Source organism: Burkholderiales bacterium (assembly GCA_036262035.1).
Classification (GTDB): Bacteria; Pseudomonadota; Gammaproteobacteria; order Burkholderiales; family SG8-41; genus JAQGMV01.
In genome coordinates, this window is the sequence record DATAJS010000013.1 from 418,668 (window position 1) to 432,201 (window position 13,534).

At 65.8% G+C, this 13,534-nt stretch carries 18 protein-coding genes; 8 read left to right on the plus strand and 10 right to left on the minus strand.

The window, feature by feature from the left end; genetic code table 11:
• Nucleotides 1-10 precede the first annotated feature (10 nt).
• Nucleotides 11-247 carry a biotin/lipoyl-containing protein gene (locus VHP37_17465; protein ID HEX2828147.1) on the minus strand — a complete coding sequence of 79 codons (237 nt, stop codon included), beginning with the start codon at nt 245-247 and terminating at the stop codon, nt 11-13.
• Nucleotides 248-1,435: a hypothetical protein gene (locus VHP37_17470; GenBank protein HEX2828148.1), complete on the minus strand. Its 1,188-nt coding sequence runs from the start codon at nt 1,433-1,435 to the stop codon at nt 248-250.
• Nucleotides 1,436-1,530: 95 nt separating this feature from the next.
• Here VHP37_17470 and VHP37_17475 point away from each other — a divergent pair, with 95 nt between their 5' ends.
• Nucleotides 1,531-1,755, plus strand: coding sequence for a DUF2061 domain-containing protein (locus VHP37_17475; GenBank protein ID HEX2828149.1), 225 nt, complete (start codon nt 1,531-1,533; stop codon nt 1,753-1,755).
• On the opposite strand, the gene VHP37_17480 is transcribed toward VHP37_17475, so the two are convergent.
• Nucleotides 1,752-2,978, minus strand: coding sequence for a CmcJ/NvfI family oxidoreductase (locus VHP37_17480; protein HEX2828150.1), 1,227 nt, complete (start codon nt 2,976-2,978; stop codon nt 1,752-1,754). The genes VHP37_17475 and VHP37_17480 overlap by 4 nt on opposite strands.
• Before the next feature lie 116 nt (nt 2,979-3,094).
• On the opposite strand from VHP37_17480, the gene VHP37_17485 reads away from it, so the two are divergent.
• From VHP37_17485 to VHP37_17495, 3 genes are read left to right on the plus strand one after another with little or no spacing between them, the layout of a single operon-like run.
• Nucleotides 3,095-3,514 (plus strand): VOC family protein, encoded by a 420-nt coding sequence (locus VHP37_17485; GenBank protein ID HEX2828151.1) that lies wholly within the window; start codon nt 3,095-3,097, stop codon nt 3,512-3,514.
• Nucleotides 3,515-3,545: 31 nt separating this feature from the next.
• Nucleotides 3,546-4,304, plus strand: a complete 759-nt coding sequence (locus VHP37_17490) for an SDR family oxidoreductase (GenBank protein ID HEX2828152.1) — start codon at nt 3,546-3,548, stop codon at nt 4,302-4,304.
• Nucleotides 4,305-4,311: 7 nt separating this feature from the next.
• Entirely contained in the window at nt 4,312-4,821 is a 510-nt protein-coding gene (locus VHP37_17495) for a thioesterase family protein (GenBank protein ID HEX2828153.1), read from the plus strand.
• A 9-nt stretch (nt 4,822-4,830) separates the two neighbouring features.
• On the opposite strand, the gene VHP37_17500 is transcribed toward VHP37_17495, so the two are convergent.
• Nucleotides 4,831-5,490: a CoA pyrophosphatase gene (locus VHP37_17500; protein ID HEX2828154.1), complete on the minus strand. Its 660-nt coding sequence runs from the start codon at nt 5,488-5,490 to the stop codon at nt 4,831-4,833.
• Between the two features lie 36 nt (nt 5,491-5,526).
• Here VHP37_17500 and VHP37_17505 point away from each other — a divergent pair, with 36 nt between their 5' ends.
• Entirely contained in the window at nt 5,527-5,958 is a 432-nt protein-coding gene (locus VHP37_17505) for a pyrophosphatase (GenBank protein ID HEX2828155.1), read from the plus strand.
• Here the strand turns inward: VHP37_17505 and VHP37_17510 are convergent.
• Nucleotides 5,955-6,494, minus strand: a complete 540-nt coding sequence (locus tag VHP37_17510; GenBank protein HEX2828156.1) for a hypothetical protein — start codon at nt 6,492-6,494, stop codon at nt 5,955-5,957. The genes VHP37_17505 and VHP37_17510 overlap by 4 nt on opposite strands.
• A 235-nt stretch (nt 6,495-6,729) precedes the next feature.
• Here VHP37_17510 and VHP37_17515 point away from each other — a divergent pair, with 235 nt between their 5' ends.
• Both VHP37_17515 and VHP37_17520 read left to right on the plus strand, forming a co-directional pair.
• Nucleotides 6,730-7,965 carry a hypothetical protein gene (locus VHP37_17515; protein ID HEX2828157.1) on the plus strand — a complete coding sequence of 412 codons (1,236 nt, stop codon included), beginning with the start codon at nt 6,730-6,732 and terminating at the stop codon, nt 7,963-7,965.
• A 9-nt stretch (nt 7,966-7,974) separates the two neighbouring features.
• Entirely contained in the window at nt 7,975-8,430 is a 456-nt protein-coding gene (locus VHP37_17520; protein ID HEX2828158.1) for a hypothetical protein, read from the plus strand.
• Nucleotides 8,431-8,441: 11 nt separating this feature from the next.
• Here VHP37_17520 and VHP37_17525 read toward each other — a convergent pair whose 3' ends face one another.
• The 5 genes from VHP37_17525 to VHP37_17545 all read right to left on the minus strand — a co-directional run bounded on the left by VHP37_17525 (nt 8,442) and on the right by VHP37_17545 (nt 13,208).
• Nucleotides 8,442-9,146 (minus strand): NAD(P)H-binding protein, encoded by a 705-nt coding sequence (locus VHP37_17525; GenBank protein HEX2828159.1) that lies wholly within the window; start codon nt 9,144-9,146, stop codon nt 8,442-8,444.
• A 147-nt stretch (nt 9,147-9,293) separates the two neighbouring features.
• Nucleotides 9,294-10,112, minus strand: coding sequence for an amidohydrolase family protein (locus tag VHP37_17530; protein HEX2828160.1), 819 nt, complete (start codon nt 10,110-10,112; stop codon nt 9,294-9,296).
• Nucleotides 10,113-10,314: 202 nt separating this feature from the next.
• Nucleotides 10,315-11,301: a tripartite tricarboxylate transporter substrate binding protein gene (locus VHP37_17535; protein ID HEX2828161.1), complete on the minus strand. Its 987-nt coding sequence runs from the start codon at nt 11,299-11,301 to the stop codon at nt 10,315-10,317.
• Between the two features lie 25 nt (nt 11,302-11,326).
• Entirely contained in the window at nt 11,327-12,133 is an 807-nt protein-coding gene (locus VHP37_17540; GenBank protein ID HEX2828162.1) for a ThuA domain-containing protein, read from the minus strand.
• A 28-nt stretch (nt 12,134-12,161) separates the two neighbouring features.
• The gene (locus VHP37_17545) at nt 12,162-13,208 is read right to left on the minus strand and encodes a beta-propeller fold lactonase family protein (GenBank protein ID HEX2828163.1); all 1,047 of its coding nucleotides are present in this window, start codon (nt 13,206-13,208) and stop codon (nt 12,162-12,164) included.
• A gap of 104 nt (nt 13,209-13,312) precedes the next feature.
• Between VHP37_17545 and VHP37_17550 the strand changes: the two genes are divergently transcribed.
• Nucleotides 13,313-13,519 (plus strand): hypothetical protein, encoded by a 207-nt coding sequence (locus tag VHP37_17550; GenBank protein HEX2828164.1) that lies wholly within the window; start codon nt 13,313-13,315, stop codon nt 13,517-13,519.
• Nucleotides 13,520-13,534 lie beyond the last annotated feature (15 nt).

A 13,534-nucleotide genomic window follows, 5' to 3' on the forward strand; every position in this document is an offset into this window, starting at 1 on the left:
GGGAGCGCTGTCACGCCTCGGCGATCTCTGCCAGAGGATCGCCCGGCCTGAGGATCTGCCCTTCTTGCGCCAGCACGCGCGCCAGGGTGCCCGAGACAGTCGCTGTCACCTCGACGTTCGCCTTGTCGGACTGCACCTCCAGCACCGGCTCACCCACTACGATGCGCTCGCCCACGGCCTTGAGCCAGACCACCACCTCGGCCTCACCGCTGCCGCTGCCCAGGTCCGGGAGTCGGAGGATGTTCATCTAGCGCCGCCGCACGAACTCGTGCCCGTTGAGCCCGAACCGCTGGACCTGGCGCAGGTCTTCGCCCGCTTCGACGTGCAGCGGCAGCGGCGTGACCTGGCCTCCCGCGAAGCGGAGGATCAAGGTCCATGCGCGGACTTCATACTGGCCCGCGCCGGCCAGTGCGCCGGGCCGCGCCTGGGTCGGACAGCCCATCCGTTCGGCGAGGTTCACGGCTTCGAAGCGGCCGTCCGGCCGAAGCTCGATCGAGGACGGCGGGCTGCCGACCGGCCGATACTCGTACACCCCGTCCAGACGCAGGCCGTCGAGCGGCCGTAGCACGAGCAGCCGTTTGCCGCCGAGGCTCAGCCGGCCTGCCTCGCGTTTCAGCGTCCAGGGCGGTCCCTCCTGCCATTGGATCTGCACGATGCCCGCGCCTTTGTCCTCGCGCCAGCGCCCGTAGTTGAACGGCAGCCTGGCGAGCTGACGCACGTCGTACAGCGCGTAACACTCGCGCGGGCCGGTGATGACGCCTTCGCGCGCGACGATACCGTTGCCGAAGAAGAGGATGTGATCGGTCAGCACGTTGGAAGTGGCCGTGACGGCGCGGATGTCGACGTGCACGTGCGCTTCGACGATCGGGACGCTTCCGACAGACGTCGCAGCGGGCGCCGCGACCGGCGCAGCGGCAGCAGTCGCCGGCGCGCCGAAGCGGGCGCCGGCCAGCATCGGTTCCACCGCGGCCAGCGTCGACGCAAACGCTGCTGCTGCGTCCGCTGCGATACTCACGAGCACGTGAACGCTGCCCTCCTGCGTGCTGTACATGCGGTGCCATTGCTGCGCGTTGCGGGCGTCGACGACACGCATCTCCGACCAGACGAAGCGGCCGGACTGGCCGCTGCGCTGCTCCTGCGGCGTTCCGGTGTTGCGCACGAGATTGGCCCACAGCGCCTGATGGCCGGCCGCAAGGGTAGCGCCGCCATGGGGCGCGGCGGTGAGGCTGACGACCGCCTGCCCGGACGCCGAGCGCGTGGGTACGTTGTACTGGACAAGCCCGGAGACCGCGTTGGGGACCGGCGTCCAGGCCGCCGGCACGGCGAGGGTCATCGGCCCGATCGTAACCGGTGCATTCTGCGCCGGGGCTCCGCGCGGCGAGAGGACCGCCAACAGCACTACGCCCACGATCCACGCCGCACGGTGCGTGCTCATCGATAGAGGTCCGCTATCCCGCCGTTCAGATCATTCAATTGGATCGTTCGCGGCGCGCGCCTTAACATACTCGCTTCTATCACAGGACCACGATCATGCTCACCGTTGCACAAGGCGCAAGCCAGGTCGGCTTGCATATGACCGTCGCGTTCGGCGTCATGTACGCCATGACCGGCTCCGCCACCGTCGGCGGCGTCGCCGCCGTGGTCGAGCCCATCTGCAACGTGCTCCTCCTTCCGCTGCACGACAAGCTGTGGCGCAGGGTCCGCGCCGCCGCGGGTACGCGCTCGAACCTCCGCCGTCCGCTCCTGTCGTCCTAGAAAAACACGAAAGCCCGGACCACGCAGTTCCTGCGATTGCGAGCGTCGGCGGGCGCGGTCGGGTCGATGCACGCGGTGTGGAAAGACCAGCGCGAGACTGAGCCGTCGGTCACCGAGTCGTAGCACTTCAGCATCGAGACCTCGTTCGGCTTCTGCTGGGGAAACCAGTACCACTCGTGGTCGGGGCGATAGGTGAAACGGGTGGTCTCGCCGACGCGGTCGTCGTAAATGCGGTAGTTGGTGATGTACGGCTGGTCGGCGAACGAGGGCCACGCGCAGAGCACGAAGGGAAACTGACCGACCGTCTCCATCGGCTTGGCGAGATTGATCGATACGAACCGCCGCGACATCTTCTCGTCGGCCTCCGCTTCGGTGTAGTGCTGCTCGCGGCCGAAGTTGCGCAGGTTCCTGGTGAGCAGCTCGCGGCAGCGCACGCGGCCGCTGTTGTCGTTGAGATCGTTGTGCACGAGCGTCGAATAACGCGCGTTCACCCCCGGATTCCTCCTGTCCTGGTTCTCCGTGCGGTCGCCCGTGTAATCCTTGTCGAAGACGTCGTGGTTGTAGACCAGCGCATCGGTCGCGTCCGGGAAGAACTCGAGGAGGAGCTTCTCGATCTCGGGGTAGTACACGCGCTCCACCTCCGCCGAATCGTAGAAGTTCGAGCACTTCGACTCGAGATGCGCGAGCGAGACACCGAGCCGGTCCATGCATTCGGCGCTGGTCGGCGAAAGGCCGGGATAGTATTCGCCGATGCGTCGCGCGTCGCGCATCACCTGAGGGAACCAGAGGTCGCGGCGCTTGTTGTTCTTCTCGTTCTGACGCAGAAGCTCCGCGACTTCGGGACGTGCCGGATCGCGCCAGATGGCGTTGGACGGGACGACGGTATAGGTGTGCCGCTCGTGGACCGTATACGGCAGCGGCACCGCAAAGCCGCCTTCGGGCGCCTCGAGGAGGTTGTTCCTGCGCATGTGGTCCATGCACTCGGCGTTCGTCCGGAACCCGAGACCCCACTGGGTCTCGATCGGGGCGCCCGGCGGCGCGCTGTGGATCCTGTCGGCAACGCGCTGGTTCTCGCCGTCGGCGATCTGGGCGAGCGCGTCCTGAAGCGCCCGGGCGGTTCCCCCGTCGCCGTCACGTTCGAACGACATGTACGACAGGCCGCCGTTCGCCGCGATGGGCTCCGGCTGTCCTGCGGTGCGCTGAAGCGTCGGGACGTAGCTCATGGCTCACCTCCGAGTCGTTGCGGTCAACCGTAGCACACGCATTTCGCGCTTTCCAGACCACGGAAATTCGGGTCGTGCGAACATGCGTGCACCGCCCCCTGCCCCGAGGACATGTCATGACCAAATACCTGCACACCATGATCCGCGTCAGCTCGCTCGAGGACACCATCGCCTTCTTCGAGGTGCTCGGCTTGCGCGAGATCCGCCGCCGTCCGGACGAGAAAGGCCGCTACACCAACGTGTTCCTCGCCGCGCCCGGTGACGAAGCGGCTCAGGTGGAGCTCACCTACAACTGGGATGCCCAGCCTTACCCGGGCGGCCGCAACTTCGGGCATCTCGCGTACGCCGTGGACAACATCTACGACACCTGCAACGCCTTCATCGCCCACGGCGTGACGATCAACCGCCCTCCGCGCGACGGCCGCATGGCCTTCATCCGCACGCCGGACGGCATCTCCATCGAGCTCCTGCAATCCGGCGCCGCGCTGCCGCCGGCCGAGCCGTGGAGCAGCATGCCCAATACCGGTTCGTGGTAGTGGAAAGATGACTATGACACTGCATGACAAAGTGGCGCTCGTCACCGGCGGCAGCCGGGGCATCGGGCGAGCGATGTGCCTCGGCTTCGCAGCGCAGGGCGCCAAGGTCGTGGCGGCATCGCGTACGGAGGTCGAACCGTCGACCAACACCGAATTCACCCGATATGCCGCAGGCACCATACACGACACGGCCAGGATGATTCAGGACCAGGGCGGCACGGCCGTCGGCATCGCGTGCGACGTGACGCGAGCCGACGATATCCGCCGTCTGGTGGAGGCCACCCTCGAGCGCTTCGGACGCATCGATATCCTGGTGAACAACGCCGGCATCGACTGCGAGTCGCCGGTCGTCGATCTGGACGTCGACCTGCTCGACCGTTGTCTCGCAGTCAACGTGCGCGCTCCGCTCCTGCTGTGCAAATACGCGCTGCCCGGCATGCTCGCGCAACGCTCCGGTTCCATCTTCTGCATCGGTTCAGGGGCGGCGCGCGGTTACCGTCCGGGGCGGGTGGGCTACTCGATGAGCAAGGCCGCGCTGGAACGCACGTTCCTCAACCTCGCAGAAGAAGTCCGTCCCGCCGGCATCGCCGTCAACGTGCTCAGCCCGGGACGGGTCGACACCTGGATGAACCGCCGCGGCGATTGGCCGGGTACGGGGCACATCCCCATGGCGCAGCCCGACGCGATCATCCCTGCCGCGGTCTGGCTGGCGCGGCAGACCGCCGCGAGCTTTACCGGTCAGGTGGTGGAGCGGGCCGACTTCGGCGTGACGTGGGGACCACGAGGGTGATAGGAAATTGAAACCACCTGTTCCTTCCGACATCGTGCAGGCGATCGACGGCATTCACTACGACGGCTTCTTCGTGCCGCCGGCGTACATCGATCGCAACCAGCACATGAATATCGGCTACTACGCCGTGATCTTCGACCAGGCGCTCGACCTCCCGTGGGAGATGCTTGGCCTGGGCTCCTTCGGCATGAAAACGACCGGGCGGAGTTCCTTCGCCCTGGAAAATCATGTCACCTATCAGCACGAGGTGCGCGAAGGCGACCCGCTGGATTTCACGTTCCAGGTGATCGACTGCGATGCGAAGCGGATTCATTACTTCATGACGATGCTCCACGCGCGCGAGCGCTGGCTGGCAGCCACCTCTGAATCGATCTCGATCTGTATCGACATGAAAACCCGGCGCAGCACAACCTGGCCGGAAGACACGCTTGCGCGCCTCCAAGCCCTGCACGAAGCGCATTCGCTACGTGCGCCCCCGCCGGAAATCCGCCGCTCGATCGGCATCCGTCGGAAGTGAAGCTGCGAGCTAACGCCACGCAAAGCGCGGCTGGTCGAAATGCGCGACCCGCGTCGCCCGCCCGGCGATGCACAGCTCACGGAACTGGTAGAGGATCGCCGCCGTCGGCGCCGCGATCCAGCCGTCGCCGACGGGCATGCGCATCACGGGCCGCGCCGGGTCTTCGCCCGGGTCCAGCATCGGCGCGTCCTCGCGCATGAACTCCTGCACCGGAATGCGATGGATGCTCGAGACCTCGTCGGGGTTCGGCACGAGCGCATCCGCCCGTCCCGCCCACACCACGATCGGCGTGATCACGAAGCCCGAGCGCGTCGCATAGTCGTCGAGGTAACCGAGCACGTCGTCGGGCGCGAGCTCGAGACCGACTTCCTCGCGCAGCTCGCGCAACGCGGCTTCTTCGGCCGTCTCGCCGCCGTCGATGCGCCCGCCGGGCAACGCCCATTGCCCCGCATGGTCGCGCAGCGTGAGCGGCCTGCGCGTGAGCAGCAGCGCCGCCGCGTCGCTCCAGCCGGAAGGAGTCGCGACGCCTTTGTAATGCGCGCCCGTGCCCTCCTCGATGACCGGAACCGCGACCGCCGCCCGCCGATGCGCGCCCGGGTCCGCCCGCAGCACGTCGAAAGACGCGAGCCGCGTGCGGATGAGCGCCTTCAATGTCTCGTCCAATTTCATGCGAAAGTGTACCCCACGACAAAAGTGAGGGGGCCCATGACCACCGCAAGCTTCGCACGCCGCATCAAAGCCATGAACGCGATGTATCGCCTGCCGGCGCACGAAAAGCCGACGCTGCCGGCCGACACCGCCGATCGCCTTCGCAAGTTCAAGGCGACGCTCATGGACGAAGTGCACGAGATCGACGACATCATCGCGGCGACCGAGAAGGGCGCGCCCGCGCTCGAAACGGCTGTCGCGATCGCGGACCTGCTGGGCGACATCATCGTCTACTGCCGCTCCGAAGCGCTCAAGTACGGCATACCGCTCGAGGCGGTGCTCGACATCATCATGGACAGCAACGAGAGCAAGCTCGGCGCTGACGGCAATCCGATCTACGATGCGAACGGCAAGTTCCTGAAGGGCCCGAACTACTGGAAGCCCGAGCCGAGGATACACGCGCTGCTCGCGGCCCTGGGCGATAGCTAGAGCTGCTTTCCCTCAATCGCCGACTGCCGCGCGCTCGCCAGGAACGCTCTTATCTGAGCGGGTGACCTTAGATGATGAACCTGCTTCGAAGGTGGGGCCTCGGCGACAAGCTGTCGATATCTCGGAGTCAGGTGCCGATGGCACAGCAGGATCTTGCGGTAACAGCCCATGGTGCTGCTCCACACAGGGCTCCCTTCAGGCCACCCTTCCGGACTGACGAACAGGCTCTGGACGAGGCGTTTGGTCACCCACGTGTAATGAGTGACGAGCGGCAGGTCGATGTAAATCAAAGTGTCAGCCGCCGCGAAGCGCTCCCAAGCCGAAGGCACGCAGCCGAAACCGTCGATGATCCACCGATCGCGTTTCAGCAGATCGGCATGCGTCCGCAGATATTCCTCATGGGGGACTTCGCGGCCACCGGATGCGTACTCGATCATGTCCAGTGGATATAGCGGCAGCTGCGTTATCGCTGCGAGCTTTTTGGCCAAGGTCGACTTGCCGGCCCCGGGCCCACCGAATACAGCGACCTTCTTCATAGTCCTGGTCGTGACGATCCAAGGCGTCATGGTCATTGCTGCATCTTGCCGCCGGCCTCATTGAAGAACCGCGCCCATCTCGTCGCGCGCCTCCCGGCGGCTTCGGTCCGATCGACGAAGACGGTGCAGTAAACTACGCCCGCGCCCGGCGCGTAAGATGCGAAGGTCAAAGCTGCGATAAGACTTTCCGCCAGACACGCCTGGTCGTGTCGAACGCCAACAACGGAGAACATCGATGACCGTGCGACTGGCCTACAACCTCAAGCTCCTCGCGCAGCACACCGCCGGCGGCGCGCCGAACCTCGGCGAAGGCATGGCGATGAAGATCAAGGACGGCCGGCGCTACATGTACATCGCCCACGAGCACGGGCCGGCGGCGTTCTCGATCTTCGACGTCACCGAGCCGACCGAACCGAAGATGCTCTGGCAACTGCCGCTGCCTCACGCGCGAGTGCGCGGCAACTCGCTCGCGATGCGCGGCGACCTGCTGCTGATGGCCTACCAGGCCTACGACCCGGGCGGCAAGCCCGCGGGCTTCCAGGTCTACGACATCTCGAAGCCGGCCGAGCCGCGCGAGATCGCGTTCTACGACCTGTCGGGCGCGGACAATCACTCGGTCGGCGTGCACTACCTCTCGTTCATGGACGGCCGCTACGCGCATATCTGCGCGTCGCATCCGGATTTCGAGCCGAACCACAAGGACGACAATCAGTTCTACCAGATCATCGACCTCGCGAATCCGTCGAAGCCGATCGAGGTCGGGCGCTGGTGGATCCCCGGCCAGCGCAAGGGCGACGACGCGCCGCCGCTGGAGCATCACGTGCCGCCGGCGATCCATTTCGGCATGCGGCCGCATCACACGCTGTGCTATCCCGAGCGGCCGGACCGCGCCTACATCGGCTACATCGACGCCGGGATCGTGATCCTCGACATCGCGGACAAGGGGCATCCTAAGCTCATCAGCCGGCTCGACTACCATCCGCCCTTCCCCGGGTTCACGCACACGGTGCTGCCGCTGTTCGAGCGCGAGCTGCTCGTGGTCACCGACGAAGCGACCGGCGACGAGGGCGTCGACTGGCCGAAGCGCTGCTGGATCGTGGACGCGCGGCTGGAAACGAATCCGGTGATCATCTCGAGCCTGCCCACGCCGCAGGATTTCGGCAGGCTGCACACCGAAGGCGGCCGCATCGGCGCGCACAACATTCACGAGAACGAGCCCGAGCCGGGCAGCGCCAAGCTCCAGAACACGGTGGTGTCCACGTGGTTCAGCGCGGGCGTGCGCGCTTACGACATCTCGGATCCCTATCGGCCCGAAGAGATCGCGGCTTTCCTGCCGGAAACACCGACGGGCCAGCGCGGCTCCCGGATCAGCGACGTGTTCGTCGACGACCGCTCGATCATCTACGCCGCCGATCGCGCAAAGGGCGGGCTCTACGTGCTGGAGTACCAGGGCAAGAAACCTCTGAACTAAAAACGAACCATGAGTAACGGGCACGAAGACATGAGCAGCCTGAATCCGTATGCACCGCCCACCGCCAGCGTCGACGCCCGCGAAAGCGAGCGAGCCCCGGCGCTGTGGAACCCGAACTCGGCGGGGCTGTGGAGTCTGCTCTTCACGCCCGTATTCGGCTCCGTCCTGCTGCTCAAGAACTGGCGGGAGATCGGGGCGGACGACAAGGTGCGCAGCGCCCGGATCTGGCTCGTCGTGAGCATCGTCATAATGGTGCCGGCCCTGGTCGTCGGCCTGATCGGCTTCGTCTATCTCATGGTCGGGTATTTTGCGTCGCAGAAGCCGCAGGCGACGTTCGTCAAGGAGCGCTGGGGTGACGACTATCCGCGCAAGCCCTGGGGCGCGCCGCTGCTCATCGCCTTCGGCTGCTGGCTCGCGGTAGCGGTCGCGCTGGTCCTGGTCGTCACCGGACTGGCGGCCCGCTGAACCCGGCGCGGCTATCTGCCGCTCAACGCCATCATCTCAGGGTAATGGTAGACATCCGATTTGGCCGGCGTATTCAGTGACGCCGCGACCATCGCCTTCGCGATCTGCCCGACCGTGATCGATTTGTATTTCGCGGGCGTCATGAACGAGAACAGAGGCAGCACTTTCGCGAGCAGCCACGGTGTGTGCTGCGATCCGAGGATCATCGCCGGACGAAAGATGCTCACGACGGCCGGACCGCTCTCTTTCACGGCTTCCTCGGCCTCGCCTTTCACACGCGCGTAGCGCGGCATGCCCGCGGCGCCCGATCCGGTCGCCGACGCGGCGGGATCGGCGCCGACGGCGGACATGAACGCCAGGTGCTGCACTCGCCCCGATGCCTTAAGCCCTCGCGCAAAGCCCGCGTTCAATTGCACGTCGACCGCGCGATGCTCGTCGATCGTGAGCTTTGCGGTACCGGCTCCGACGCCCAACACGCTCAACCCGACGACGTCGCCTTCGAGCGAACGGATAGCCTCTCTGGTCGCGGCTTCCAGGCCGGCCGGATCCATCGCGGGAACGAGCGTCTCGCGCAGCTCGACGCGCGCATCGCGCGCCATCGCGACCTGATCGGGCTGCGAACGACGCACCAGGGTCACGATTTGGTTGAACGACCCGTTGCGAAGCAGCTCCTCGATCAGCGCGTTCCCGACCGATCCCGATGCGCCGAGAACCACAGCCGCTCGCGGGCTCACGAGCGCCTTATGAAGTCGAGCGTCTCGATGTCATAGCCGCCGGGCGCCGGGTGAACGGCGACGCGCTCGTCCCACAGCGCGCGGTTGGTCTCGCGCCAATCGTTCTCGGCCATCACACGAGCGCGACTTTCATCGCTTCCATCCGATCCAGTTGCAAATGCCGCGGCCCATGACGAGCTCGAGGTCGCGCCCGTGCAGCCACGGCAGCTCTTCGGTGAACAGCGTCACGCACTCGCGCCACGGGCACGGCATGCGCGTGATGTCGGTGCCCCAGAACCAGCGCTCGGGGCCGAACGCGTCGTAGAGCCGGTGCAGCTTGTCGTGGATATCGCGGAACGGGTACGGCTCGTCGGAGTAGCTGGGCGCGCCTGTGGCCTTCATGGCGACGTTGGGATATTTCGCGAGCGCCAGCACTTCCTCGAGATTCGCCCACCGCTCCGGATTCGGCGGGGGCCCGCTGGGTCGGCCCAGATGATCGAGGATGAGCTTCAGGTTCGGATGCCGTTCCGCCACCTCGGCGACCTTCGGCAGGAAACGCGCGGCCATCAGTGCGATCGGCAGGCCCGCCTTCTCCGCCGCCGGCCAGAGCCAATCGACGGTGCCGTCGGTCAGCCACGTGCGCTGATGCGGTTCGTTGAACGTGAACCGCAGGCCGAGCATCCCCGGACGTTGCTTCCACGTGTCGATGAGCCCGCGGCTCTCCGGCTTGTCGAGCGCGAAGTTGCCGAGGATGGCGAACTTGTCGGGGTGCTGACGCGCCGCTTCGATACAGAGCTCGTTCGCGTTGGGATCCCACGGCATGTGCGGCGTGAGGATCGCCGCATCGACCCCGCCGGCCTTCATTTCGGCGAGCGCTTCGTCCTTCAAATAGTGTGGCACCTGCCGGTGCCAGGGGCTGGTCGGGTTACCTGCATTCCAGAGGTGGATCTGCGCATCGACGATCAGCATGTGCTCTCCTTTGCATTAGGGTATCTCGATCAAGTCATCGCGAGGAGCGAAGCGACGTGGCGATCTCGTGGCGCACGCAGCGGACGCTCCGGGATTGCTTCGTCGCTTGCGCTCCTCGCAATGACATTCAACGCGAGCAGCGCGTGGCTCCCCGGCATGAACCCGAACTCGACCGCGCCACGCAGACGTCTTGTCGGTTGTGTTATTCGGGTCGGATGCCTGCACCCGAAATTATTTTCGCGAACTGCGCCGTGTTGGTGCGCATGAACTCCGCAAACTCTTGAGGCGAGCTTGCCACCGTTTCGTAGCCCAGCTCGAACATCCGCTGGCGCACCTCCGGCAAAGCGAACACCGCGGCGATCTCGCGATGGAGCCGTTGAATGATCTCGCTCGGCGTGCCCGTCGGGACCAGAAAGCCCTGCCACCCCACCATATTGAATCCCGGCACGGTCTCGGCGACGGTCGGCATGTCGGGCAGAATCGTCGAACGCTGCGCGCTCGACACCGCGAGCGCGCGGGTCTTGCCTGCTTTGATGTGAGGCAGCGACGTCGCGATGACGTCGAACTGCATCTGAATCTGTCCCCCGATCAGATCGGCCATCGCCTGCGGGCCGCCTTTGTACGAGACGTACAGGAGCTTGATGCCGGTCTGTTTCTGGAGCAGCTCACCCGCAAGGTGACCCGGCGAACCGGTACCCGCCGAGCCGTAGGTCAGCTGGCCCGAACGCGCTTTTGCGAAGGTGATGAAATCGGCCGTCGTCTTCACCGGCAGCGACGGATGCACCACGAGCAGGAAGTGGACTGCGACGGTCTGCGTGACCGGCGTAAAGCTCTTCGCGGCGTCGTACGAGAGCTTGTACATGCTCGGGTTGATCGCTAGCGCAGTCGCGCCGAGCAACACCGTATAGCCATCCGCCGGCGCTCTGACGGCCAGCTCGGTGCCGATGATGCTGTTAGCGCCGCCGCGATTGTCGATGACCACGCTCTGACCGAGCCGCTCCGAGATCTTCGGACTGACGATCCGCCCCACCACATCCGGCGACGAGCCCGCGATGTAGGGAACGATCCAGCGGATCGGGCGATTCGGGTAGGTCTGCGCACCGGAATCGTTCGCGAGAATGCCGATTCCCCACAGGCTCACGAACAACCCGACGGCTCGAAGAGACTGGCGCGCTGCGTATGCGTCCATGTTCCCCTCCCCCCAAGTGAAGCTGCTATGCCATGCCCCACGCGATCCCGTTGCGCAGAAGCCGGTTGAACGCGTCGCTCTCCCACGGTGCGCGGAATGTCGCGGGGAGCGTGTCCGACGCGCCGGGGGTCCGGCCTTCGCGCGAGGCGGGATTGTGGCAATGGCCGAGCGCGAAATAGGCCACGCCGCCCGCGCCGACGTCGCGCGTGTAGCCGAGTACGCGCGTCCTGCCGTCGGGCTGCAGCGAAGTATCGGCGCCGTAGAGCGGACCGACACTTTGCGAGACGGCCTTCCCGCCGTAGTCGGCGGTGAGCAATATCCGCATCGATCCCGGGTCCTGGAGCTCGATGAAATAGGGCTCGTCCTCGATCTCGAACGATCCGCCGAGCCCCTGGGTCAGCGGGTGATCGGCGTCTTTCACGTCGACGCGGAACTTGCACAGCGCCGGATGCGTGAGGAAGAAGCTCCCGAGCAGCGCGTGATGCTCGGTCTTGACCGTGCGGCGCTGGCGCACGCCTTCCACCTTCTGCGCGCGGCCGCCGCTCGTGCCGTGCAGGCCCAGCCAGTGTCCGCCGCCTTCCATCCAGGTCCGGATCGCGTCGCACTGCGCGGCATTCGGATAGGGGCCGGCGACGTACGTGATCAGCAGCCGGCTGACCGGCAGCCACTTCTCGACGTCCTCGAAGTCGCTGGCGACCGACGCCTGAACGTCCTGTTCGGCCAGCAGCCCGAGCAACCGCAGGCGCGCGTGGTCGTGGTCGTGCCCGGCGCTGGAGCCGACCGGAAAACCGCCGGCAACGACGTGCGCCCGGCGCGGCTTTTGTTCCGTCATCGCATCACCTCCCTCGAATCAAAGGGACTTACGGCAGCCTGACGAACTCGATCCAGTTCGGTCCAGCTCCGGTCGGGTAATCCGCGAGCTTGGTGAGCGCGCCGGTTTCCGGATCGATCCGATACGAGCTCAGGCTGTTCGTTTGCTGACCCGCCGCGACGAGATACCGTCCGAACGGATCGATGTTGAAGCCGCGCGGCTCTTTGGCCACCGGGACATGACCGGCCGGCGTCACGTGCCCCGTCACTGCATCGACGCGGAAGATGGCGAGCGTCAACGGGTGCCGCCCCGAGGCGTACAGCCACTTGCCGTCCGGCGTCAAATGAATGTCGGCGGCGCGCACGATGCGCCCCTTCTCGAACTCCGGCGGCACGGTGCTCGAGACCTGGAGCTCGGTCAAGGCGCCGGTGCGTGCGTCGTAGCCGTAGGTATAGAGCGAGCCGTCGTATTCGTTCAGCAGGTACATGAAACGGTAATTCGGATGGAACACGAAATGGCGCGGCCCTGCCTTGGGCTGGACGTGCACCGGCGGGAGCGGATCGGGATCGAAGAGCCCGGTCGCGGCGTCGAACGCGTAGCGCACCATCGCGTCCCCGTCGCAGCTCGCGACGAATGCGAAACGGTTCGACGGGTCCGGCAGGATCGAATGGGTCTTGGGCGGCGTGCGTATGACCTGATGCGGCGGCTGCACGTGACCGTGCGGACCGATCGCGGCTACGCTGATCCACCCGGTGCGGCGGCCCTCTTTCTCCGATTCCGGGTTATACGCGCCGAGCAGGAACCGGCCCGTGCGGTCGGTGCTGATGTAAGGCGCGCTGTTCGGCGCGGGCGCGTTCCCGAGGTGGGTCAACGTCCCGTTCGCGCCGTCGATCGCGAAGCTCGCGATCGAGTACGGCTCGGTGCGCAGCGCGATGAACAGGAACCGGCGATCCGGGCTCACGGCCATCGGCATCGCCTTGCCGGCGACGGAGACGTCCTGAACCTTGTTCAGCTCTCCGCTCGGGTTCATGCGGTAGACCGATATCTGCTTCGCATCCTGCTGCGACACGTAAACGTAGAGTCCGCTTTCCGCCATGTCTCGCCTTTCTTGTGCGCTTCGGGGAGTTTTCAGAGACTGTGTGTCACCATACCATGATCGGCCCCGGCCACGACTCGATCCAACTTCCAGGAAAACGCGCCATGCCCATATCAGACCTTTCCGACGCCGACATCGATGCCGTGTACGCGACCATCTCGAAAGCGCACGGCATCGACATCCTGAAAGCCGACCGCCGGGCGAAGCTGCTCGAGCAGGAGAAGGCCGGCAAGATCTCGGTCGACGTCGTCTTCGGCGAGATCTTCATCACCAGCCCCGGCGGGCGGATGCTGCGCGTCAAGAAGCAATGAGCGGAGGTGGGGTCT